A 25931-nucleotide genomic window follows, 5' to 3' on the forward strand; every position below is an offset into this window, starting at 1 on the left:
TTCGGAGAAGGTGATCTGATCCATGCTGGCAACGATCCTATGCGATTGACGATGGCCGTATTATCGCTGATTTTGGAGACTTATTCAGAGCCTCCTTAGCATTAGCAGGGATCTTTTTCTGGAAACGGTCTATATTCTTTTGCTGCGCAGCGTTCGGAGTTACCGTTTTACTGACCTTATTAAGCTTATTAATCCCGGAAGCCCAACCGCCAAGAGCACCCATCGTAGCCGCAGCGGCTACTTTGGTAACGTCAACACAGCCCAATGATTTACCTTCCACAATCATCTGCCAGGCCAATTCGCCACCTGCGCCAACAATTGCACCAACGACCGCCCAAGCAATTTCGCCGGTGGGATCCACAAAGTTTACGGGATCGTTGGACACATACCCATAAAGATTCGTATCCCCACCGTCAAAACCAATCGGGTCCCGGGCCGTCCAACGCCCGGTTGTTGGATCGTAATCCCGATAGCCAAACCGGATCAGGCCAGTATCCGGATCTTTCAGGCCACCCGCAAACCCGAACGGAATCTCAAATCCGGGGTTGCTGTCACTGATCACATTGCCGTACGCATCGTACTCAATGGCTTTGACCACTTGCCCAGCGCTGTCCGTGATCATCCGCGGGCTGCCCAGGTGGTCCGTCAGCAGGTAATAGGTCTCGCCATTCTCGGTAAAGCTCGTCGGAGCATGGCCCAGCGTGTAGTTGAAACGCTGTTTGAGGTTGCCGTCCCCATAGTAAGTGGCCAGCAGCGTGGTCTTGTCCTGCCACAGGTAGCGTTCCACCACTTGCCCATCTTTGACCTTGGCGACCCGGTTACCCAGGGCGTTATGGCGGTATTCGATGGTGTGGTCCGGAGTCTGCACCTGCTTGAGCCTGCCCTGGCTGTCGTAATCGTAGGTGGTGACGTCGGTGCCCGTGGTTTTCTGGCTCAGGCGTCCGTTGCCATCGTAGGTGTAGCTGGTGTTGCCAAAGCCCTGTAACTGGTCGCCCAGGTTGTAGCTGGCGGAAACACCCGAGACGCCTCGTTCGATACTGGTGGCCAGGGTACGGTTGCCGTTGGCGTCGTACTGGTACTGTTCCACCAACTGGCTGTTTTTGGTCACCTCGGTCAGGCGGTAGCGGTCATCGTATTCATACCCGTACTGGTGGACGGTGCCGTCCGGCAGGGTTTCGGTTTTGCCAACCAGACTTAAATAGATCTGTCCCGGTTTTCCATAGACTCTTACCTACTCAATACTTAAGCTGTCTATTATGCTTTCCAAGCGATAACCTAAGGAATTCAGCTCACCAAATTCATTCACACCATTGCTTACAAGATAATCGGACAGCGAATCTATCACCTCATTTACCTGTCCTTTACTTAGATTAACGATATATCGCCCTTTAGAATATCGTTATTCACAATTATCTTTTTGGCATTTTCTAAAACCGATGCCAGATCTGAGCTTAACAGGATCGAAGCAATCAGCCCCATGTTTAAACGATCAAGTTCAAATTCCCTCACGTCATATCCGACCGATCACAGCACTATCACAAACAAGAATCAAAACTCCTGACACCAGGACCGAGCTCTCTTCAAAAGAGTGTGGCTGCAACCTAATTCTTTCTCTTCGTTTTACGATTTCCCTCAACCGAAGCGAATACAAGAACTCTAATCACGATTATTACAACCTGCAAAACCAATCGGGTCCCGGGCCGTCCAGCGTTCGGTTATTGGATCGTAACATCGATAGCCGAACCGGATCAGACCCATGTCGATGTCTTTCAGGCCACCCTCAAACCGAAAAGGAATCGTGACATTCGAATTGCTATCGTGAATGACGTTGCCTTAGGCTTCGTAGTTCGCCAGAAGTGTGGTTTTATCCTGCCACAGGTTTCTTTCCATAGCAGGACCATCCTTGATCTTGGCGACTCAGGTGTCCACTTCGTGAGACGAAAGCAACCCTAGTCCAACTGAGAACGGACCTGATCTACTCTATTGGCCCAAGCTTTCGAAAGATTGGCAACTTCACTTAGCAGAGCATCAGCGCAATCAGTATCTCCGATGCTATTTTTGATTATGGCCAAATAAACTTTCTCAATCGGCATCATTTGGCAAGAATCAGCGGTATAAAAATTGACAATTTCATTCCGATCTAACATGTCGTCCAAAAACGGCAAGCATTTCTTTTCAAGCAAACTTTCAATTTCCTCTCCGAGTTCTCCTTCGTTAATTTTCGCGCTGCACACCCACCAATGATCTATTGATCCTTCATTTAACAGTTGACCAATACGTATTCGAGGAAAGCAATCCTCCTCGTTGATAAATCTTGGCGGTTCCTTTATCCAACATTTTTCCCATACACCTGGATCGAAAACACCAAGATTTATTGTGAAACTTTCTTCATCTTTGCTGCTAAAGCTGCTTATCTGAATATCTACAACCTGCACAAACCCTTCCTTGGTTTTATTCCAAGTCATATTTTTTTTTCTAAAACCACTCTTCTTCAACAGCGGAGCAACACGTGCTTTTATCAAGTCTTTAAGCATTTACTTTCCTACATCAAGGGTTGTAATAAATGACCCGACCGTTAGTTCCTGTCGCTTCCTTGTATTTTTGAATTTGCTTCGCACCCTGTCTTCGACCACTTGGGGTATTAGGTTTTAGCTCAACAGGCCTCCCGCTCGGCGTTAACGCATCAGGTCTGAGCTTTTCTCCATTAGGACCGGTGATAGTCTTTTCAGATTGCCAGCCTGGCTTCTGTTTCACCTTTTCGGCAAACTCTTTGTGCGCTTCTCTTCCTCTGGCGGCAGCAGACTTCACCTTAGGGTTATTCATCCCTCTCCCTACGGTCTCCGTAATCTTATCAAGCTTTCGAAGCTTATTGAGCTTATCGGCAATTCCACCACCAATTGCACCTGCCGCAGCGGCAGCGGCAACCTGGCCGCCATCCACACAACTCCAGGATTTGCCCTCAACAATCATTTGGTAGGCCAGGTCACCACCAGCACCAATAATGGCGCCGACTACAGCCCAAGCAATTTCGCCGGTGGGATCGACAAAGTTTACGGGATCGTTGGACACATACCCATATAGATTCGTATCCCCACCCGCAAAGCCAATCGGGTCCCGTGCCGTCCAACGGCCGGTTGTGGGGTCGTAATCCCGATACCCAAACCGGATCAGGCCAGTATCCGGATCTTTCAGACCACCCGCAAACCCGAACGGAATCTCAAATCCGGGATTGGTGTCACTTATCACATTGCCGTAGGCATCGTACTCAATGGCTTTGACCACTTGCCCCGCGCTGTCCGTGATCATCCTTGGGCTACCCAGGTGGTCCGTCAGCAGGTAATAGGTCTCGCCATTCTCGGTAAAGCTTGTCGGAGCATGGCCCAGCGTGTAGTTGAAACGCTGCTTCAGGTTGCCATCGCCATCATAGGTCGCCAGCAGCGTGGTCTTGTCCTGCCACAGGTAGCGTTCCACTACGCTGCCGTCTTTGATCCTGGCTACCCGGTTACCCAGGGCGTTATGGCGGTATTCGATGGTATGGTCCGGAGTCTGCACCTGTTTGAGCCGGCCCTGGCTGTCGTAATCGTAGGTGGTGACGTCGGTGCCCGTGGTTTTCTGGCTCAGGCGTCCGTTGCCATCGTAGGTGTAGCTGGTGTTGCCAAAGCCCTGTAACTGGTCGCCCAGGTTGTAGCTGGCGGAAACACCCGAGACGCCTCGTTCGATACTGGTGGCCAGGGTACGGTTGCCGTTGGCGTCGTACTGGTACTGTTCCACCAACTGGCTGTTTTTGGTCACCTCGGTCAGGCGGTAGCGATCATCGTACTCATACCCGTACTGGTTGACGGTGCCATCCGGCAGGGTTTCGGTTTTACCAACGATCTGGCCGACGCTGTTGTAGGTCAGTTCGTAGTCGAAGGTGGCCGCCTGATTCAACTCGGTGCTGACAACGGTGACTTCCCCGTGGCCGTTATAGCCAAACGTTTTGCTCAGGGTGCCATCGTCCAAGCTGACCGGAAGGCCGTGATCGGCGTGGCGACCGATGGCGAAGCCGTGGATGCCGGTTAACAGGCCGTCCCGGTCATAGGTCAGGCTGGTGCTATCACCGGCGTAGGTGATCTGGCTGACCTGATAATCCGGGTTGTGCTGGTACTGAATCCCTTCGTTGAGTTCGCCCTGGTAATTCACGGCCGTCAACAGAGTGCCGTCCCAGCTATAGCTCAGGCTTTCTCCACCTTCCGTAATCTGGCTCAGCCGATCGCCATGGTGGTAGTCGTAGAGGATCGCCCCTTCCGGTGTATCGGTCCGGGTCAGGCGGTTCTGACTGTAGGTGTGTTCCAGCCGTTGCCCGGATGGCAGCTCAATGGCCGTCAGGCGGCGATCCCGATCGTACTCGTACTGAGTCGTTTCGCCCAGCGGGGTCGCTTCCGAGGTGACCCGGTTGATGCCGTTGTAGGCGCTGTCGTGATCAGCCGGCGTTGGCACCACCAGGGTGGTTCGGTTGCCGTTCTCGTCGTACTCGCTGAGCGTGGCATGGCCGTCCGGGTAAGTGACTCTGGTGACCCGCCCGAGCAGATCGTACTCATAGAACGTCTGCTTACCGTCGGCGGTCGTTATCGCAGTCACCTGGCCGCGGCCTTCGCTGCCGAAGGTGTAGCTGATGCTACGGTCGCCCACGGTTTCCTGAATCAAGCGGCCACGGGCGTCGTAAGTAAACTCGGAGTCCAACAGGCCGGTCACGGATATGCTTTGGGTGAGCAGGGTTTCCGGGTCAACCTGTTCACGGACAACACGGCCCTCCGCAGAGGTTTGCACCAGGGTGCCGGCACGTGCGTCTACCTCGGTGGTGCTGGTGTCGCCGTTCACACTCGCGGTCACGGTGTATCGGCTGGTATCCGCGCCATTCTGGCCGTAGACCGTACTGAGCGTGGTGCTCTGGGTCAGGCCGCTGGGCTGAGAAACGGTTATGGCGCTGGGGATTTCTTGCAGGGTTTTGGGGTCCAGCACCTTGTCCACCACGGTGGTAACACCGCCGTAGAGAGTGGTTTGCTGGAGCTGGTCGGCCCTCAGGATATCCACCAGTGTGGTCCCATTCTTATAGGTGATTTCCTTGCGGACATCACCATTCTCCAGCACTCGGCGAACGGTCTGGTACTGATTACCCTCCGCAGTGGTATAACCATAGCGGTTGTGGCCGATACCTACCCGGGTATCGAAGAAGTCCCACTGGCCGCCTTCGGGGTCCCGGGTCTGGTAGACACGACCATTCTGGTCAAATTCATGAGGGTAGCGGTAGCCGTTCGGGTCGGTTTTCTCGGTGAGCAACCCGCCGTCCTGATACAGGAACTGATACTCGCTGCCATCTTCATAGGCCAGGGCTGTCAGGTTGTTGTGTTCATCAACCGTGAGTTCAGTTATCTGGCCGTCCGCTGCCACAATTCTCTGTGGTTCACCGTCTGCATTTCGCTCAATAGCAATTACGTTTCCAAAACGGTCCGTAATTTGATTGAGCTTGCCGGCCTCGTTGTAACCGAATTCAACCAGGGTGGTACCACTATCCAGATCAAAGGTGGCAATGTGTCGACCCTCGCTATCAAAGCGGTATGGCATTCTTGAAGCTGAAGCGGCATCCCTTACACAGCGCACGTGATACTGGTCCGTCTTGCTGAACCGCTCGCTATTGAAGCTGGCGCTTTCGATCGCCCAGGCCTGTTCATCGTCCCGGAAATTGGTGGTTGAGCTCCAGTACGGCTGCCGGAAGCTGGCTTCATAATCCCAGTATTCCCCGGGAGGGAAAACCAGCTCTGTTTGATGGGCAAACACGCTGTTTGGCAGAACGTAAAGCAGCTCGTTGATGTTCGGCAGTCGCCAATCGCTGAAGCCAGCAAACGTAGAGGCCTCACAATGCTGGATACTGGTAGCCCAATCCAACTTGGTACTCGCGTTCTCGGGCGCATCCTGCCACATCAGGCCGTTGTCATTATCGACAACTACCTGTTGGGCCGCGTCACGTTTCAGGTTCTGGGTGTATCGCTCATCAATAGACTCTCCCCGAACACACATAACGGGCTTCAAGGCACTCTCTGGATTCGCTGCCGACGTATGCCAAAGACCCCGGGCGCGGGATACGCTGTAAATGGCCGGCCCGATGTTCCCGCCTGATTTTTCCAGGGTGTAGCCAACCTCTTTGGCCGTTGGCAAACGCCAACCTGTTCCCTTCAGCGTAGCATCGTTGGCGCAATACGCCTGAGCCCCTGCCTTGGTGCGAGTCTCGAAAGGCTGATCGGTAAACTGCCATTCCAGCCCGGTCACCTTGTCAACAAGTACACCCTCATCGTTCACGGTGTAATCGATGCTGCTGCCACCGCTCTGGTAATAGCCGTCATCGCCATCAACCAGGCTGTAGGTGAGGCCGGTTTTAAGGATAAGTGACTGGGTTTCCACATCCACGACGCTGCCACTGCCCAGATACACCCGGCCTGCGGGATCGTATTCATGAACGTTGGACAACGACCAGCCATTGGCGAGCTGGCGTTCAAAACTGTTCTTGAAGGAGACGCCACGGGTTTGCCAACTGATGTAGTTCTGGCGGCCCGGTACTTCCGTCACGTTATTGCCCACAGTAGCCCAGGCCACCGGGAACTCCGAAAGCTCCCGCTGTTCTTCAGCGGCATTGCCGGCACTGATGTACTGGGTTTTGTACTCATACCCAATGCTCACCCGGCCACTCACCATCCCTGCAGGGCGAACACCATCCACCCGGGTACCATCCCAGATGAACTCCACTTCGGTATTCGTTGCCGGCGCCAGTTCTCTCTGGAACACCCGGCCGGCAACTTCCAGCTTCACAATCATTTTCTCAAGCGTTGAGGGAATCTCGGCACCGCTGACTTTTATACGTGCCTTGTGCTTATATCCCTCGGTTCTCTGGCTGGAGTAGTGAAGCGTCAGGTTCGTACCCGCGATGGCAATGTCTTCGTGGAAGGTTTGCTGATACGGCTTAACGTATGAACCCGTGCATTCGAGCTCTTCGTTCTGCTCATCTTCCTGCTCCAGATCAAGCGCCAGCTCCGTAGGCGCTTCGTCTTCGCTGGAACCCCAGTTGTAATCAAATGGTGTGAAGTGATTAAAGCTGCCCCACCAGAGGGTATCACCGGCGCTGTATCCGGACAGACCGATCACCTCATCGTCGGTTTGTCCATTCCCGTTCAGATCGTCCGGCTGGCCATCGCCGGTATAATCCAGCCCATCCACTACGCCATCACCGCTGGTATCCACCAACTGAACAACAACCCCGTTGGAGGAAGCCACCCACTCGTTGCCCAAGCGGTCGAAGTAACCGATGGGGACAATTTCACCGACATCAAAGCCGAGGAAATTATCAATGAACATCACCACATCACTGTCAAAAACAACCGTATCGCTGTAATGAACGCCGGCAACATGTAGATCATTCGCGAACGTGAATGCAACTTCCGGGGGCAATTCTCCGGGCATGGACTCCGGCGTTTCGAAATCGGTGGCCGTGAACAGGAATTCTTCCAGCTCGCGCTGACTGCCGTCTGCCGACAGAACCGTCGCGGTGGTTATGCCATTAAAGACCACGGTTGCCTTGCGTTCACCGTATTCGTCACTGATGGTGGACGACTGGTGAACCTGGGGTTCGCCGGTGGACAGATCTATACGCGTCTGTTTTGTGTCACGCGGGAGGAGCATGACATCGTCCAGATTTGACCAGGCATTGGAAGCTCCTATCGTAGTACGTTGGACAACCACCCGCCCTGGCTGCTCGTAGACAATGGTCTGCTGGCCCGCGGGACCTGCGACAATAAAACGCCCCTCACTGTTGGTTGTCGTCGACCCCAACTCGGGTTGGTTCAGGTAAGACACCTGAACGCCTTCAAGTGGTTGCCCGTCGCGGTCCCGGACCAAGCCGGTATAAACCGCCATGGCCATGGGATCATATCCACCGATTGTTGCGTTGTCGGGCACGTACTCTGAGTATGCTTGTGCTGGCGTGCCCTGGAGGTTGCTTGTATCTGTGGCTTTCCGAACCCGCACGAAGGTGCGGTTGGACTCGACCCCGTTGATGCGGGCAAAGACCTGAGCATTCCCTACACGCTCTGCGATGAGCATGCCGCCCTCAACGGAAACAATAGACCGGCTGTCCGCTATGAAATTTGAGTAAGCGGTAATGTCCAATTCATTTCCGTTCTCGTATAGCGCTTCTACCTGAAGCGCCTGTGTTCCCCCAGGAACCATCATCAGGGTGTTGGGCGCTACGCGGATCTCTCGTAGTCCATTGGTATCCACCCGCGATTCATCAATTTCGAGAATGTGAGCGGTATTACAGCCTTGCGCTGTGGACACGTCTACCGAGGTGACGCCGGACATGTCCCACTGCTCATTTTGGTCGACAGTCTGGAAGACCGTTACATATCCATGGGAGGAAGGGGATGCTTGTCCTGGGCCATACAGGCCCCTGGCAATGCCAAAGCCAATCAACCCTTCTTCAGATTCGCTACCACTGTTTTCATCAAGGCCTGTCTGCAAAACGTGATCTCGGTGTCCCCACGCGGGGCCCGTTGCCCACTCAAAGTCTTCGAACCAGCTTTTATCCTGGTACACCCAACCGTAAATGGCCAGAACCAATGCCTGGTCGACCGTTGGCACCTGGACGTAGCCGTTGCCAGAGGCCAGCGACTCATTCTTTACGTGGGCATCACGATGACTTGCCAGGTAGGCATTTACATCAAGGCGGTCACTCGGGCTCAGGCCATCGTTGTAGTGCCCGATGACCTCATTACGATCATGGATGTAGTCGGCGTAGTCTTGAGCGATGGAAACTATTTCCTGGGACACACCTTCATAGGGTTTAAGGCCTCGTGCCGTGCGCTCGGCATTCACGAGATAGAGACCCTTTTCCTGAAGATTCATAGCATCCCAGGTCGCCTGATCGGGCATGATCAGGAACTGGAAAACCGACGGATCCTGAGAGCGAGCGTAGTTGAAGCCACGGGCAATGTCGTCGACTGTTTCAACCTGATTTCCTCGCCACTCTATATCGTTTTCGGGATACTGAAGCTCTACGTATTTATCAGTTGCGACAGGTTGCAAGGGGCAGACCATCAGCTCCCTCGTCGGCTCGACAATGAGGCTCAGTTCCGCCGTATCGGTCAGACCAAGCTCCGTCGTTACTGTCAATCGAACCTGATATTCCCCTGCAGGCAGCCCTTGAAGATTCGCGATGGCACTGTTGGACACCACTTCATCTTGCAGTCGCCATTCATACTCAAGCACACCTTCCTGGACAGAACTGCCTGACCCATCGAGCGTGATCGGTACATGTTCGTAGATGTAATGCGCCTCAGTCAGGATGGCTTGCGGTGCATGCCCGATGTCCACCACCAGCGTCTTGGAGGCAACCTGGCCAGCATCCGACTCGACCTCAACCCGGTAGGGCCAACTGCCAGCCTCAAGTCCAGTTAACGTAACGGATGCAGAGCTACTGAAAGGCGTTTGATTGTCGCCTTCATACCAACGAATAGCGGCCACTTCCCCCAGGGGCACGTAGCTCGCCTGGGCACTGATGGCAACGCTTTCACCCACTGCTGCCAGGAAATCGCCCTCCAGCTCAATGACTGGGTTGTGCCCGTTAACCGATACATCAATCGCCTGTTGGTGAGTCAGCCCGTTTACGTAAGTGAGTGAGAGTACAATACGGTGCTGGCCAAGCGGCAAGCCCTCCAGAACCAGAGTCGAACCTTCGCCAAGTACTTCACCTGTTTCTTCTGACACCCACTGAACGGACTCTACTGAAGGGTCTGATGCCTGAGGACCAGCCTCAAGCGTTAGGGTGTCACCCACGTTAACATCCGCATGACCGTCAACAACGATCTCCGGACGCTCTATTACTGCAACCGAGACCTCTTGTGCCGCTTCAAACCCTCTCGTGTTTGTTACCGTCAGCCTGTAGGCTTGTTCACCTGCATTGAGTCCTGCAATTTCAAGGAGCGGGCCGGTAGCGACAACACGGTCATCTGCGGCATCGCTCCACACAAAACCTGAAACACCCGCTACGTCTTCGGTCCCGCTTCCATCCAATACAAGCGTGTCTCCCACCCAAAGTGATGTCTGGCCTGAAATCTGGATTATTGGCGGCCCGTATACCACCAGTGGAATGGGTTCTTCCAAAGACTGCCTCAACCCAAGTTGATCGGTGACGGTTAGCTGGATCTCATACGTGCCTGCTTCACTAAACTGAGTTTCAAGAACCTTGCTATCTCCAAGCAATTCACCCGTGGTCAAATTAGTCCATTCGTAGGCCGATATTTCTCCATCGGCGTGATGGCTGGAGGAACCATCAAACACGATAGGTTGTCCGGCATCCACCTCTTGCGGAGGTATACTGGCGAGGCTGGCGGTGGGCTCCGCATAACTGCGGATACAGCGGGGAGAATAGGTATCATTGCTCAACCCGACCACCTGGTGGTTGGCATTAGCCGCCCAACTCCCAGCATAGTTTGATTCGGGATCATACTGATACCGGAATAGGTACCCTCGGGTGGGGTCGTCGTTTATCAGGGTAGAGGAGAGCCAATGCCTGTTCTCTGGAACGTTTGTAAAGTATTTCGGGTTCCACCGACGGTTATCGAACACGAAGTACTCAAACTCTCGCACCAACAATTGGGACTCGTTGAAGTTGGGTAATCGCCAGTCCGAATAACCCCCTAGAGTCAGGGACTCACAGTAACCCAAGTTATCTTCAACGTTACCACTAACCTGAAGTGCCTCGGGCGTATCTTGCCACATCAGCCGGTTAGCACGGTCAACCACGAGATCGTGGTCATCTAGCCGATGAAGTGCCGGCAAGAAGCGCTGCGGACCACTAACACAACGCGCACTTCCTTTCTTGTCATAGTCCGCAGGCAGGATCCTGGTGTCTTTAAAGTCCACCATAATTTTCCAGTTTTGCACGCCGGGTGTCCGGGAACGTCCCTGTAACTCGGGCTCTGCAAAGAACCATCTATGGAAATGCCGACTCCCAACCTGATACTTGAAAACTTGTTCAATCGCAGTTTCGCTGTGATCAAATAAATAAACCAGCTCCAGGCGGTTTGGAAGCCGCCACTCAGTCTCGCCACCCAATTCGAGATCACGACAATACAATGAGGCCGCACTAAACGTTTTCGACTCGTTGAGAACTACATCGCTGTTATCTTGCCAGACAAGACCGTTAACTTGGTCAACAACAACCTCTCGCTCATCATCGCGGACGAAAAAGCGATCCGTACCGATCCTGGCGTCCCCATCGTCACCTGGATAACGAGTGACTCTCGCACCGGTTCTCGGAATCTTAGAGCGCCCCTCTTGAACCTCGTCCACGGTCACGAGCGGCGAAACACTGATCAAAAAGCTCTGCGTGTCACTCAACCCATAGGGATCAGTGACCTTAACCGAGATTTCGTGATTACCAATCTGGCTATCAGTTGGTGTCCAGCGAAGCTCATCATCCTCAAGCAGCATCCCTTCCGGCCCAGAGATGAGCGAGTACGATAGGCGACTATCCGCAACGAAAGGGTCTGATGCCTGCAGTGAATAGGCATAGTTCTGACCGACAACCGTGTTCTGCAAAGGCCAAGACGTAAAGGCAGGTTCCCGGTTGGGATCTTGTACCGTTAAGTGGAACATCTGCAGGGTTTCAGCCCCCCGCTCATCCACAACCCGAACTTCGAAATAGTTGTCGCCAAGCTGATGACGCTGTGGTCTCCAAGACAGCAAACCCGCATATTGATCAATCTCAACGCCCTCAGGACCCGTGACGTGAAAACAGAGGTCATCGTTCTGACTATCAGACGCTCTTACCTGGTAAGTATACTTGCTCGCATACCAGGCTTCTGAACTCGGAACAGAGGTAATTTCAGGGGCCTGATTGGCCTCGGACAACTGCTCAGGCGTCAGGCCAAAGCCTTCTGAACTATCCACGACCTCTGCGTCGCAACTATCAACAGTGGCACCCTTGATCAGAATATTCATGCGGGAGCCGGCATCCGGTGAAACACCAAAACTGCCTAATATTTCCTGACCGCTCAGGATGCTCTGGGAGCCATCTTCCCCGTCACCAAAAACGATATTCCCTATGACATCTCGCCGCGAGAAGAAATTAACAACCCGAACTCCCACATCATGACTATCACTTTGAAGCACAAGATCATTGCCCCACCGAATCATATTCGACGCAATATCCTGCCGTTCAATGCCCCCGGTGAACCTCATATTATTGAGGGCGCTATCGGCAACAATAACCTTGCTACCATCACCGGGACGCAACTCAAACATTATTCCGTCATTGCCATATCGACGCGTTTCCCCGCCTGGAAGGCGGCCTACAAGATAATCACTGCCCTTGCCTGGCTTTACCGTACGCACGCCCATTCTGGGTAACAAAAACTCACTACCGTCTGAACCTGACATCGTGTCCGTATCGCCGGCACCCACTACCAATGATCGGGAAGATTGAACCCGCGAAGGCACCTCTGCACCAAAGATCTGAAATAGATTGGAGCGTGTCAGCGAGGTACCGTCGGAAAACCTCAACTCACTTACTGTGTCAGTTACAGCAAAGAAATCTCTAACGGTAATTCTCACCTGTTTCGAATCGATGCGAAGTAACAGGTCCTCTCCGGACTTTACAAATGCCTGGGAAACGTCGGAATAGGAAATGGATTCGTCGAATTCGATAACGTTGAAGCCCTCAGTTTCAACGATAACGTTGTCCCCAAAGCCCGCCTCAAAATAGTAGAGATTATTTCCTGGCCCACCCAAGATATAATCGTCACCTGATTGAGGAATAATCAGGTTATCGCCAAGCCCTGCGTATATCAGATCATCAGTTAATGTTCCAATAAGCCAATGAAAATCTTCCGGTAATTCCGGGCCGCTATCACCGGGTTCATCGTCGCCGGGGTTTGCTCCTCCGCCAGTGCACCCATCACTACAATCATCATCCCCACCTTCGCCGGATCCTCCTGCGTCCAGCAGTAGGCCCTCCACATTGAGTGCGTACTCGGCTTCCACTTGGGGTGAGGCTACGCCGAACAGCTCAAACAGTTGATCTGCCTGAAGCTGACCTCCAGATTCGAACCGAATGTTTACAACCGTATTGGCAAGGGTGAAGAATTTATAGATACGTACTTCATCATCGCTAGTGCGATTACCAAGCACCAGGTCATCACCCCGTTTTTGCAACTGGGTCGCCACATCGTTAAATGTGATTCCCCCACGGAAGAAGACTTCGTGATGGCCCGACGAGGCAATGATCACATCCTTACCATCACCAGGGTATATTTCAAACGTGACCGGAGATATACGACCAATCAAGTAGTCGTTGCCTGGCAAGCCTTTTACGACCTGCGTGTCATCGGATGGAACCAAGATGTCGCGCTGGTTCGATCCCACGATCACGCTATCACCAACACCTGCCTGGACAAGCTGCGGGGGGACCCCACTGGCACCTGGTTCCGACTCGCCAAATACCTGGAACAACTGAGTTGCCGAAAGTTGCTGGCCGCTCTGAAATGCAAATGAATCGATCGTGCCACTTACGGCAAAAAAATCACTGATGGTAAGTGTCCGGCTTTCCTGCCCTAACACCAGCTGCAAGTCATCACCTGAGCGCCACAAGCCGCTGGCAACATCAGAAAAGGAAATGCCGGCGCCAAACTCGACCGTGTTTTCCCCCGCAACCTCGACAACCGTGATGTGTCCTACACCTGCATCAACGTGGTAACTATTATTACCTGCGCCGCCAATTATCAGATCGTCACCAGTCCCTAAAAGAATCCGGGTGTCCTCAGGGCCAACGACAATCAGATCATTGTTTTCCGTACCAACGATCTCAACTGCCATCGACGATGAAAACGCAATAGGTATGGGAGGTATAATCAGAACAAGAGCGGCAAAAGCCAGAATGGAAAAGGCGACATGCAGGCGTGATCGTGCCATGAGGGCTTCCTTTCAGGTTTCATTGTGCAATCCATGCACCCCCCCAAAACACAGGACTTTTTTACAGAGCTAGTCGAAATCTACCTCTGTACGATGTTAAGGGAGGCCAAGGCCATAATAATCATTACACGCAATTAACGAGACAGGAGCAAGCGGCCGAGCAGGCAATCCCCAGACCTGAGAACCACGTCACATACAACTATGTATAATTGAAGCCTGCCCAGCACTAATCAAACCGCGGGCGTGTAAACCTTCACATTGCCATGCCCTTCCGCCTTCAGGTGACCGGCGTGCATCCGGCTCATGGTGCCCCGGTCACAGTACAGCAGGTACTGGCGGTTGGCCGGCAGAACAGAAATCTGCTGGTTCAGTTCGTAGAACGGGATTTTCAGGATCTCGTTGTTGGTCAGTGTCAGTGGTGAACGTTCTTCCTCTGACGGGTGTCGCACGTCGATGATCACGTCTTCCACCGCAGGGGTCTGCACCAGCTCCACTTCTTCCGGGGTGGTGATGGTGTCCAGTAACTGGCTGACCATAGTACCCTGCTGATTGGCGATCGCCTGCGCCAGCACCTCCGGGTTCATGTTGGCTTCTTCTTCCTCAACCCGATGCAGCTTGGCGCGGGTCACCGGCTTGCTGGAAATAACCCCGCAGTACTCCGGCATGGTCCGGGCGAAGGGCTCGGTGCCAATTTCTTTGGCAATGCGGATGATTTCCTGCTTGTCCATGGCAATCAGCGGGCGTAACACCACCTCGTCACTGGCCCGGTCCACCACGTTCAGGTTGGTCAGGGTCTGGCTGGACACCTGGGCGACGGCATCGCCCATCACCAGACCGGTCGCAGTGTAGTCCCGGGCAATTTCCGCCGCGGCTTTGAGCATCTGGCGCTTCAGTACCACACCCCAATGCCGGTGATCCACTGACCGCATGATCTCGGCGACCACACCTTCAAAGGGTACCGAAATAAACTTCACGCCATGGGAAGCCCCATACCGCTGCCAAAGGTAATGCACCACCTGGCGCACACCCACTTCGTGGGCGGTGCCGCCCAGATTGAAGAACAGGAAGTGGCTGCGGATACCTCGGCGCATCATCAGGTAGGCAGCGACGGAAGAGTCGTAACCGCCAGACACCAGGGTCATTACCGTTTCCACGGTACCCAGCGGGTAGCCCCCCAGGCCTTCGTGGCGGCGATGGGCAATGTGGAACTGCTCCTCGTTGAGCTCGATGCGCACTTCCAGGTCCGGATTCTTCAGGTCAACGCCCCGGGCATCGGAAGCCTGGAGCAATGCGGCACCCACCGAGCGTTCAAGATCAATGGACCGGAACGAATGACTGCCATGGCGCCGGGCCCGCACGGCAAAGGTTTTGCCCGCAAGGCGTTCCGCGTAAGCGTGCACCGCCTTTTCGCCGACGTCGTCCATGTCGACAAAGGGGAAGACGCCGATTTCCTGGATGGTGGAAATCCCCGGTATACGGGTCAGCTCATCGATCACCGTGCCGGCCAGGCTGCGGCCATCGGGAACCTCCACATCCACCCGGTCCCAACTGCCGTCCACCCGAATCTCAGGGTCCAGCCGGGACAGCAACTTACGAATATTCTGCCGCAACTGGCGCATTTGCTGCTGGCGAACGGGTTTACTCTTGATGGCCACTTCCGGGGCGGGACGAATAAGCAGTTTCATAAAAAAGTCTTTGATCGGAATAACGTCGGGTAGCGTAATAAGCAGAAAGGCCTTAGTGTACCCTTTTGCCAGAGCGGCTCAAAATCCGTCATTGCCGAAACCATCAGGAGCTCCATCAACGATGACCGAATCCACCATGAATGCCCTGGTTTCCCCGGAGGGCAGCCTCGAAATCCTCTCCAATCACGAGGTCAACCGGCTCAAGGATAAGAGCGAGGGTGGCTTGTACCGACTTTTCCGCCAGTGCGCCCTGGCCGTGCTCAACACCGGCGTTGAAACCGACGATTGTAAGGAATTGATGGAGGCCCACGCCGATTTTGATGTTCGCCTGGTGCCCCAGCCGCGGGGCCTGAAACTGGAGCTGATCAACGCCCCCGGCCACGCTTTCGTGGATGGCGAAATGCTGCGGGCAATCCGTGAGCACCTGTTTTCAGTGTTGCGGGACATCGTATATAGCCATTCCATCCCCAACACCGTCGCGGGTTTCCGCCGGGACAACCCGGAAGATATCACCAACCTGGTGTTCCACATCCTGCGCAACGCCCGGGTGCTGGAGGCCGGTCGCCAGCCAGATCTGGTAGTGTGCTGGGGTGGCCACTCCATCAGCCACGATGAGTACCAGTACAGCAAAGACGTGGGCCATCAACTCGGCCTGCGCGGGCTCAGCATCTGTACCGGCTGTGGGCCTGGTGCCATGAAGGGGCCGATGAAGGGGGCCACCATCGGCCACGCCAAGCAACGGGTGAAGAACGGCCGCTACATCGGCATTACCGAACCGGGCATTATCGGCGCCGAAGCCCCAAACCCGATCGTGAACGAGCTGGTGATCATGCCAGACATTGAAAAACGCCTGGAGGCCTTTGTCCGCTGCGGCCACGGCGTGATCGTGTTCCCGGGTGGCGTAGGTACTGCGGAAGAAATTCTGTACCTGCTGGGCATCCTGCTACACCCGGACAACGCCGACCTGCCCTTCCCGGTTGTCTTCACCGGGCGCAAGGAGAATGCCGAGTATTTCGAGATGATCGACAAGTTCATCCGCAACGCACTGGGTGATGAGGCGGCCAACAAATACGAGATCATCATCGATGACCCGGCCCGGGTGGCACAAACCATGAAGCAGGGCATGAAAGACGTGGAAACCTTCCGGCGCGCCATGCAGGATGCCTATTACTTTAACTGGATGCTGAAAATCGACCCGGTCTTCCAGCTACCGTTTGAACCGAATCACGACAATATGCGGGCACTGGAACTGCACAGGGACCAACCGGTGCACCTGCTGGCAGCGAATCTTCGCAAAGCCTTCAGTGGTATTGTGGCGGGGAACGTCAAAGAGAGTGGTATCCGGCAGATCCAGGAGAAGGGTCCGTTTGAGATCGCCGGCGATCCGACGCTGATCCGGCCGCTGGAGGCCATGCTGGAGCAGTTCGTGGAACAGAACCGGATGAAACTGCCCGGCACGTCAGCCTACCGGCCCTGCTACCGGATCGTCAGTGGTGCGGCCTGAGCCGCACCACCTCCGGAGCAGAAAGTCTTATTTGCCGCCGTCAGCCGGCAGGCTGGCGTAATAAGCCGCCAGGTTAGCGATGTCTTCATCGCTCAGGCCGGTGGCTTGAGCTTGCATGACGGGAGCCTGGCCACCTTGACGCTGGCCATTTTTGTACGCTTTCAAAGAAGCCACCAAATACTGTTCTTTCTGCCCGGCCAGGTTCGGGTACATCGGGATCTGGGAGATACCGTTCTGACCATGGCAAGCCGCACACACTGCTGCTTTCGCCTTACCTGCTGCGGCATCACCGGCAACAGCGGCAAACGGTGCAGTGGCACCCAGTGCGAAAAGTCCAGCAACTGCAAAGTGCTTCAGATTCATTGTGTTCACCCTCTCATCGTTTTAACGTTCGCTCACCGGCAGTGACGCCGGACAGTATTTCAGGATTCACTTATAGCACAGGCAAGCCTTGCCTCAAATGTGATAGATCAAGGACATTCGTGCGACCATGGTCCTCTTTTACTCTGGAACCGGGTAAAGGACAGTACGAACAAACCGCGAACAGCGACCTGTAACAGAACAACGTAATTGCCGGAGAGACACTTCATGCCTGTAGAGGTTCAGGAACTCCCTTGCCGGGAAGGCCATATTGGCCTGCTGACACTGAATTCGCCCGACACTCTCAATGCACTGACCGAAGACATGATCATTCAGGCTCAGGACGCACTGGATGCCTGGGCCGAGGACGACCGGATCTGCCTGGTGGTGCTTCGGGGAGCCGGCGAACGGGCATTCTGTGCGGGTGGAAATATCCGTACCCTGTACGATGCTCTGAATGGGCATGGCGACACAAAGGCTCCCTCGCGTTTCTTTACCGGTGAATACCGGCTTGACTACAGCGTTCACCGCTTTCCCAAACCGGTTATCGGCCTGGCTCATGGCATTGTCATGGGGGGTGGGCTGGGCCTGCTGTCGGCCTGCCGCTACCGGCTGGTGACCCCGGATGTCACCCTGGCGATGCCCGAGATCAGCATCGGCCTGTTTCCGGATGTTGGTGCCAGCTGGTTCCTGAACCGCCTGCCGGGGCGCCTCGGCCTGTTCATGGGCCTGACCGGGGCGCGGCTCAACGTCAGCGATGCCCTTCGGGTGGGCCTGGCAGATCTGGTCATCGAGCCCGCGCAGGCTGACGCTTTACTCTCACGGCTACAGGACGAGCGCTGGACAGGCGAGGCTGCGGCCGACGATAACCGTCTGTTCCGGCTGCTTGGCCAACTGGAATCCCTGGACTATCGCAGTCTGGCTGCCGGCCACCTGGAACAACACGAACAGACCATTGCACGCCTGAGTGCAGGAGAGGCACTGCCAGACGTGGTGGATCAACTGCTGTCTGCGGACAATGCTGATCCCTGGTGGCAAGCCTGCCAACAAACCCTGAGAAATGGCTGCCCGGTCACCGCCTGGCTGGTATGGCATCAGTTGCGCAAAGGACAGCAGATGTCCTTGAAGGACGTTTTCCGAATGGAGTTGGCCATCGCCCAGGAGTGCACGCGCCGGCCCGATCTTGCGGAAGGCATCAGGGCGTTACTGATTGATAAAGACCGGGCACCGTCCTGGTCCTACCCATCCATAACGAACGTCCCCGAAGAGGTTATAGAACGGCATTTCCAACCGGAATGGGATGATACCAACGACCCAATGGGCCTCGACTAACCCGGTCTGGCTACCGTGCAGCGCCCGCCTGAACCAGCAACATTTCCAGGTCCTGGTTGTTGCTGGCTCGAGCCAGGTCGAGGGCAGTGCGGCCGTCGGCGCTCCGGAAGTGAACATCGGCCCCTGCTGCCAGCAGCATTTCGGCGGTCAGCAAGTCGCCACTTTCCACCACTTTCATCAACAGAGATTGCCCGTCCTGGCTGACATTCACATTGGCTCCGGCCGCCAGCAGGGTCCTGACGACCGCCAGGTGGCCGTTTTCCGCAGCGCGAATGACAGCGGTGTAACCGCGGTCATCCCGGGCATTCACTTCCGCACCCGCCGCCAACAGCAGCCGAACGATTCGACGATTACCGTTGGCAGAGGCCACCATTAGTGGACTTTCCCCGGCATCGGCCTGAACATTGGGACTGACTCCCTGAGACAGCAGATAGAGCACGGCCCGGTCTTCATCGGCCCTGACCGCTGCCATAAGCTGGCCCGGATCTCCGGAGTTTTCCACGGTGCCTTTACCGGCACCCGTTGACGCACAGCCTGACAGCAATGCCCATGTGAATGTAATTAACAGAAGAACAACCTTGCCTGCTTCCCTGGCCATAATGAGCAATCTCTTGTGTGATTTTTGCAGCTATTCTGGGCAGCCGGTGGCGAGAATTAAATCGAACCGGTCACAACTCCGGCCCGTTTTGCAAAAGTTGACAGGCAAGCCCCCGGAGCCGCTGCTCCCCATCCCTTTGACCACTGCACAACAACGCTGACTGCATTGCCGCCCAAGACCATCCCTGCAGCACCGCCCGGCACCATAACGGAAAGTCCGGGTGCCGTCTCAGCCAGGCCAGCACGCCAGGGGCTGCGCTTACCCCTAGCAGCATCGGCAGGCTCAGCTCAAAGCCGCGATAACCGTGGGCAAAGCTCTGAAGATCCCGCCGATCGTCATTATCCAGGCCGGCGTTTGGCGGCAAATCCGCGCCTATGGCGCCCACCAGCACCGGTTCAAGCCGTGACCAGTGGCGGGGAATCAACACCTGCCATTGGCGGGCAAACCGGGTTCTCAGTTGCGTCTCGAGACTGGCTCCGGCATCAGACAGGCCGCGCATCATTTGCACTGGAAACTCGCCCGTGCTCGCTTCCTGGCGCAAACCCAGTCGTACCACCCTAAAATCGCAGGCCTGCCAGAACCTGACCAACGGGGCGTTGCCACCAAAGCTGGTGCCAATCGCGTCCAGGCCCTGCTCCCGGCAGGCTGCGGCCGCGGCATCCACCAACAAACGACCGATCCCCAGATGGCGAGCCTGTTCGATCACCGCAATGCGGACCACTCTCAGGGTTTTCAGGCTGGCCGCTTCCGGAAAGCCCCCATGGCTGGCCAGGGATTGTGCCAGCAGGTGGCCCCGTAATCGGCGGCGGCCCTGCACTATCTGCTCAGCCAATCCTGCTTCAATACCGCCTTCAACGGTGCCCCAGAGCACACCTACCGTTTGTCCCCGGTACACTGCGCGCCAGGACTGCGCGCCGGGGTCATCCAGCCATTGCCGCAAGTCTGCGGGCGTTGTCCGGTAGTGAGCATCGACCAGCAGGCCGAACGCCTGTGACAGCTCCTGCTCGCTGGCGTCAGCCGCTACCCAGGGCTGAACATCAACGTCAGTAACCTCGGGCACGGGCTCTGCCGCACCCTCGGCGGCCAGCAAAAACAGCCTGAACACCAGCTGCTCCAATGGGTCATCACCAGCCCAGCGTACCGGCTGGTGTAACGGGATTCCGCGCCAGTGAGGCGTTTCCCGGTTGAGAATCTCGCGAAACCGGATAGCGAAACCACGGCCGGTGCCTTCATAGCCATGAACCGTGGTGGCAAAAGCCACCCTCGGCCAGCCCAACAGTATGTCTCGTAACCAGTGCGCCGGCAGGCCGGCAGCTTCGTCCACCAGAACCACTTCGGCGGCCGGGCGGGCGGCCAGCAGCTCTGGCACCGGCATATAGTTCAGGCGGTGGCCTGCACGGGTCACCAGATCCGATTCCGACTGTTCAGCCAGTTCATCGCCAAGTTCGAGCACTGCGTGCCTGAACAGGGTATCCACGTTGTCCCGGGCAGGTGCTGTCACCAGCACCTGCTCGCGACCGGCCAGAAGCAGACGGGCCGCAGCGATGCCCATGGCGGCCGATTTGCCACGGCCCCGGTCGGCAGTGATCACCAGGGGGCGTCGCCGGCGGCCCTGGCCGAACCGTTCCAGGTGTTGCAGCAGCTGTTGCTGTTCGTCGGTGGTTTGCGGGGTAAAACCGAGTGTATTTGCCGGCAATTCCGGCCAGTCTATCAAGCCTGAGTCGTTTGCCTGTACCCGGATAATGGAGGCATCGTCACCGATCACCATCGCCAGCCTGGCGGCAAATGGATGCTCCTCGGCTTGATCAAGGCCGGTGCGGACATAATCCGGATCGGCAAAGTGACGCCACCGATCCAAGGGCGGCACCAGCCAGAACAGAAGCCCTCCGGCTTGCAGTGTGCCTGCCAGTGCCGCAAAGGCATCTGGTGGGTTACCTTGCCAGCCGTCCCAAACCAGCAGGCTGGTTTCCCGGCCCAGCCATTGCTGGTAATGGTTGGCCTGAAGGTGTGGCAGGCCCACGGCTTCGGCGTGTTCGGCCCGGCCAACCCACAGGCTGTGGCTGGTGTTCATCCGGGACAGTTGCCGGTGCATCCAGGTGCAGGTGTTTTCCTGCGAGCCCTCCACCAGAATCAGGCGGCGGTGGCCGATGGCCCTGAGCCCGGTTTGCAGACTTTGCCAGTCTTCGGTCGGATGCTCCCGGCTTGTGTCAGTCATTCAGCTGAGGTCCGCGGCATGGGCTTTGAGGTCAGCAAGTTCACAAGCTTCAAGGGCTCTTTGGTGGGTGGCGCGCAGTTTGACCCGCGGGGCACTGTTGGCTTCGAAGGCTTGCTGCCAGCGGCCGGCGCAGAGGCACCAGCTGTCGCCGGGTTTGAGGCCGGGGAAGCCGAATTCGGGCCTGGGGGTGGAGAGGTCGTTGCCCTGGGCTTTGGAGTATTCGAGGAAGTCGGCGGTGACGATGGCGCAGACGGTGTGGTTGCCCAGGTCATCGGGGCCGGTGTTGCAGCAGCCGTCGCGGTAGAAGCCGGTTTTTGGGCTGTTGCCGCAGGTTTCCAGTTTTTCGCCCAGTACGTTTAGCGATTGCTCAGTTTTCATCTTTCCCCATCTCTTCAGGTTTCGGAGGTGGCAAGGTGTTGGGTAAGCCTTTCAAAACACGCTCCTTCGGCCCATCCCTGGGGCGCTTGGGCTCCGCCATCCCTGGCTCCGCACAGTTTTGAAAGGCTTACCCAACCCCTTGCATTCAACAGGTGAGTAATATTCCCCCATAATCCAATCTTTTACGATTATGCGGGAGCGCTATTCCCGCTACCAGTTGGCCAGTACAATAGCCCGCATGCCTACCAAACCCCAAATCCCGGATACCTCTCACCTGCCAGAGTTTCTCACCGACGAGCAGCGGGCGATTATTACCGCCGGCTATGAGCATGCGGTGATCACCGCCGTGGCGGGCAGTGGTAAGACGTCGACGCTGGCCTGGCGGATTCGGTTTCTGCTGGAGCAAGGGCATGATCCGGACCGGATGCTGGTGTTGATGTTCAATCGCAGTGCCCGGGTGGATTTTGAGCGGAAGCTGCAGGAGGTGTGTGCTCAGTCCGGGCTGGCGTTGCCGGAGATTCGGACGTATCACGCCATGGGACTACGGTTGTACAAGCGGTTTGTTCGGGAGGGGTATCTGCCCGGGTTTTCGGAGAAGATTCTGACCGAGCAGGAGATTGCGTTTCAGGCCTGGTTGTTGACCCGGCGGCTGGCGCCGGAGGATCTGGCGGATGAGATTCGGCGCAACAAGAAGGAGTTTGTGGAGACGGCCACCGGGTTTATTGATCTGGTGAAGACCGGGTTGTCGCCGGCAGAAGTGGTGTTTGAGGAGCTGGGGTATTCGGACAAGCATCGGTATCTGATCGATCTGTTCCACAGTTTCGAGCAGTGGCGTAAAGGACAGGGGCGGATCAGTTACGCGGATATGTTGTATGAGCCGGTGATGGCGATTCATCAGAACCCGCCGCTGCAGCGCCTGGTCGGTAACAAGATGGATCTGATTCTGGTGGATGAATACCAGGATACCAATGAGATTCAGCATCTGTTGCTGCGTTATGTGGCCGGTGACCGGGCGCGGGTGACGGTGGTGGGGGATCCGGACCAGACCATCTATGAGTTTCGCGGTGCCAAGCCGGAGTTTATTTTGCGCCGGTTCAGTGATGAGTTTGAGAGCCCGCTGGAGCAGACGCTGAGCTACACCTTCCGGTACGGGCATCAGGTGGCGCTGCTCGCCAATCATCTGATCTGTCACAACACCGGGCGCAAGGATGTGATGTGTCATTCGCATCCGTCCACGCCGGCGACCACCGTGGATCTGCATCGGGCAGAGAATGACGGTGATCAGGTGCTGCGTATTCTGCAGCAGCAGGCGCCGGAGCAGACCAGTCAGACCGCGATTCTGTTCCGGGTGTGGAGCCAGAGTGTGCCGATTGAGCTGAAGTTGCTGGCCCGGCAGGTGCCTTACCGAATTGACGCCGGTAAGGGGGCACTGTTCAGTCGCGAGGTGCAGGCCATCACCGCCCTGCTGATGGTGGTGACCGGCCGGCTGAAGTTGCTGCCGGATTCCGACCGGCTGGATCTGGCGCGGCTGCTGCTGCGGTTTCCCCATGTTGGCCTGAAGGAGCCGGAGCTGGAGAACCTGGCACAGTTCCTGGCGGCGTTTGACGGGGCCTGGCATGAGCGCCTGCTGGCCATGGATTTTGACGCCCTGGCCCCGATGGCGGGGCGCAAACTGCGCAAGCTGGGGGAGGTGCTGGCGCAGCTTGAGCGATACACGGGGCCGGTAGCCGGGCTGATCAGTGTGTATGCGGAGCACATGGAGCTCTACGAAGGCATTCGCAGCCTGGCGCTGACCCACGACAGTGCCGAGGAACGCATTGATACGGTGCAGGGCTTCCGGGATTACCTGAAGGGCCTGGACTTGACGGCCGAGGGCGCTCTGGATCATCTCAAGGCACTGAAGCAGCAAGCTGGCGAGAAGCAGGATCACGGCGTGTTGCTGTCCACCATCCATCGCACCAAGGGTCTCGAATGGCCGGTGGTGATTATTCCTGGCCTGCAGGAGAAGTACCTGCCCTACAGCCCAAGGCCCCAGGACGATGCCAGGGCCCTGCTGGAAAGCGAGCGGCGGCTGCTCTACGTGGCCATGACCCGAACCCGCCAGGCCCTGCATCTGATCACCCGGCCAGCCAGTCAACAACCCCACCTTGAGGGCGATCAGGGCCCCAGCCGGTTTGTTGCCGAGTTGTGCTTTGATCTGTCACAGGAACTGGGCGCCGCACTGGCGGGGAACTATCCGACAGGAACAGGGTCACTGAGCCTGAGCGTGCCGCTGACGCCGGTCAGCCTGCGTTATGCAGACCGGGAAGGCGTTGTCATTGAAGGCCAGAACATGCGCCAGTCAGACGCCATGGAACCAGTTTGGCATCATACGCGTGTTGTCCACGCCATCTTTGGTGCCGGTGACGTGATGTCGGAGGATGAAAGCTCGTTTGAAGTGCGCTTTGCCAATGGCGACACCCTGAACTTCAGCAAGAAAAGCGCGCACTTGTATTTCACGGTAGCATCAGATTAACACGACGCTGTCAGTGAACTGCGTACAATTCCCGACGTACCAACTACTGTCATTTTTTTGTTTTTTTTGGCTTACTGACCTAAATTCCGAGTAATACAGGTATTTTTCGGAATTTTCATTCCTGAGAGAATTGCAGGAAATAACAACTAAACAGGAGGTTCTGCATGAAGATCATGCGCCCGGTCGCTCTGGCCGCCCTTACAGCATCCCTTGCCACGCCCGCTCTGGCCGACCGCCAGGAAACCATTTACCTGAACCCGTTCGCCGGCTTCCAGTTGTTTGACGACAAACGGGATCTGAGCGAAACCGGCACCTTTGGTGTTGGTGTTGAGTATCGCTTCCTGCCGCGCTGGTCGGTTGAAGCCGTGTATTCACGCGCCGATGCGGACCGCAAGTACGTTGCAGGAGAGTCCGAGTTCCAGGAACTGAGAATCGACGGCACCTACTATTTTGCCGACCCGGATGCGGCCTGGAACCCATACGTATCGCTCGGCGCCGGCCATGCTGAATTCGGCGTGGGTGACACCATTTCCTACACCACAGCCGGCACCGATCACGAAGAAACCCGTGTAAATGTTGGCGTGGGCTTCCGTTATAACGTCAGCGACAGCATTTCCATCCGGGGTGATCTTCGTGAATTCCACGGCATTGATGAGAGCACCTTTGACACCATGGCCTCACTGGGCCTGAGTTGGGCTTTTACCCGCACAGTTGCCTCTTCCAAGCCCGCTCCGGCACCCGCGCCGGCGCCTGCTCCGGTTGATTCCGATGGCGATGGCGTACCGGATAATCGCGACCGGTGCCCTAATACCCCAGCAGGTGTTCAGGTAGACAGCCGCGGCTGCCCGGTTGACAGTGACCGTGATGGCGTACCCGACTACCGCGACGAGTGTCCGAACACGACAGCCGGTGCCACCGTTGACGAGCGGGGCTGCGAGGGAGTGACGGAAACCATCGAAACCATCGAACTGCGGGTTCAGTTCCCCACCAACAGCTCTGTGATTGATGCCACGTTCGATAATGAAATTCGCCGGGTGGCGGACTTCATGAATGAGTATCCGGAAACCACTGTAGAAATTGCTGGTCACTCCGACAGCATTGGTGACGCCGAGTACAACCGCTTCCTGTCTCAGCGTCGTGCAGAGGCGGTTGCTAACCGGTTGACCAGTGTCCTGGGCGTGGACCCGGATCGCGTAAGCGCCGTGGGTTATGGCGAAGCCGAGCCGATTGCCAGCAACGACACTGCTGCGGGCCGTGCCCAGAACCGCCGTGTTGAAGCCCGCATCCAGGTCACTCGCTAAGACAGACTGGTACGTCAAAGAATGAGTAAGGCGCCCCCGGGCGCC

13 protein-coding genes are annotated in these 25931 nt (G+C 56.2%); 4 read left to right on the plus strand and 9 right to left on the minus strand.

Annotated elements, in window-relative coordinates; genetic code table 11:
- Nucleotides 1–37: 37 nt before the first annotated feature.
- The 5 genes from ABIE59_RS14025 to thiI all read right to left on the minus strand — a co-directional run bounded on the left by ABIE59_RS14025 (nucleotide 38) and on the right by thiI (nucleotide 15683).
- Complete coding sequence (locus ABIE59_RS14025) at nucleotides 38–1204, minus strand: RHS repeat domain-containing protein (protein WP_354447955.1); 1167 nt, start codon at nucleotides 1202–1204, stop codon at nucleotides 38–40.
- Nucleotides 1205–1656: 452 nt separating this feature from the next.
- Nucleotides 1657–1824 (minus strand): RHS repeat-associated core domain-containing protein, encoded by a 168-nt coding sequence (locus tag ABIE59_RS14030; RefSeq protein WP_354447957.1) that lies wholly within the window; start codon nucleotides 1822–1824, stop codon nucleotides 1657–1659.
- A 125-nt stretch (nucleotides 1825–1949) separates the two neighbouring features.
- Complete coding sequence (locus tag ABIE59_RS14035) at nucleotides 1950–2534, minus strand: DUF4304 domain-containing protein (RefSeq protein WP_354447827.1); 585 nt, start codon at nucleotides 2532–2534, stop codon at nucleotides 1950–1952.
- Nucleotides 2535–2547: 13 nt separating this feature from the next.
- Nucleotides 2548–13998 (minus strand): Lcl domain-containing protein, encoded by an 11451-nt coding sequence (locus ABIE59_RS14040; protein WP_354447829.1) that lies wholly within the window; start codon nucleotides 13996–13998, stop codon nucleotides 2548–2550.
- Nucleotides 13999–14228: 230 nt separating this feature from the next.
- On the minus strand, nucleotides 14229–15683 hold the full coding sequence (gene thiI, locus ABIE59_RS14045) for a tRNA uracil 4-sulfurtransferase ThiI (RefSeq protein ID WP_354447831.1): 1455 nt from the start codon (nucleotides 15681–15683) through the stop codon (nucleotides 14229–14231).
- Between the two features lie 121 nt (nucleotides 15684–15804).
- Here thiI and ppnN point away from each other — a divergent pair, with 121 nt between their 5' ends.
- A complete protein-coding gene (gene ppnN / locus ABIE59_RS14050) occupies nucleotides 15805–17187 on the plus strand; it encodes a nucleotide 5'-monophosphate nucleosidase PpnN (protein ID WP_061330891.1) in 1383 nt (460 codons plus the stop codon).
- Between the two features lie 27 nt (nucleotides 17188–17214).
- Here the strand turns inward: ppnN and ABIE59_RS14055 are convergent, their stop codons facing one another.
- Nucleotides 17215–17550, minus strand: coding sequence for a c-type cytochrome (locus tag ABIE59_RS14055; RefSeq protein ID WP_354447833.1), 336 nt, complete (start codon nucleotides 17548–17550; stop codon nucleotides 17215–17217).
- A 225-nt stretch (nucleotides 17551–17775) separates the two neighbouring features.
- Here ABIE59_RS14055 and ABIE59_RS14060 point away from each other — a divergent pair, with 225 nt between their 5' ends.
- The gene (locus ABIE59_RS14060; protein WP_354447835.1) at nucleotides 17776–18879 is read left to right on the plus strand and encodes an enoyl-CoA hydratase/isomerase family protein; all 1104 of its coding nucleotides are present in this window, start codon (nucleotides 17776–17778) and stop codon (nucleotides 18877–18879) included.
- 10 nt (nucleotides 18880–18889) lie between these two features.
- Here the strand turns inward: ABIE59_RS14060 and ABIE59_RS14065 are convergent, their stop codons facing one another.
- From ABIE59_RS14065 to ABIE59_RS14075, 3 genes are all read right to left on the minus strand, one after another.
- On the minus strand, nucleotides 18890–19477 hold the full coding sequence (locus ABIE59_RS14065) for an ankyrin repeat domain-containing protein (protein ID WP_354447837.1): 588 nt from the start codon (nucleotides 19475–19477) through the stop codon (nucleotides 18890–18892).
- 70 nt (nucleotides 19478–19547) lie between these two features.
- Nucleotides 19548–21692, minus strand: coding sequence for a tRNA(Met) cytidine acetyltransferase TmcA (locus ABIE59_RS14070; protein WP_354447839.1), 2145 nt, complete (start codon nucleotides 21690–21692; stop codon nucleotides 19548–19550).
- Complete coding sequence (locus tag ABIE59_RS14075; protein ID WP_354447841.1) at nucleotides 21693–22070, minus strand: DUF2237 family protein; 378 nt, start codon at nucleotides 22068–22070, stop codon at nucleotides 21693–21695.
- A gap of 190 nt (nucleotides 22071–22260) precedes the next feature.
- On the opposite strand from ABIE59_RS14075, the gene ABIE59_RS14080 reads away from it, so the two are divergent.
- Both ABIE59_RS14080 and ABIE59_RS14085 read left to right on the plus strand, forming a co-directional pair.
- Entirely contained in the window at nucleotides 22261–24585 is a 2325-nt protein-coding gene (locus ABIE59_RS14080) for an ATP-dependent helicase (protein ID WP_502915367.1), read from the plus strand.
- 164 nt (nucleotides 24586–24749) lie between these two features.
- Nucleotides 24750–25886, plus strand: coding sequence for an OmpA family protein (locus ABIE59_RS14085; RefSeq protein ID WP_354447845.1), 1137 nt, complete (start codon nucleotides 24750–24752; stop codon nucleotides 25884–25886).
- Nucleotides 25887–25931 lie beyond the last annotated feature (45 nt).

Source organism: Marinobacter sp. MBR-99 (assembly GCF_040547575.1).
Lineage (GTDB): Bacteria > Pseudomonadota > Gammaproteobacteria > Pseudomonadales > Oleiphilaceae > Marinobacter.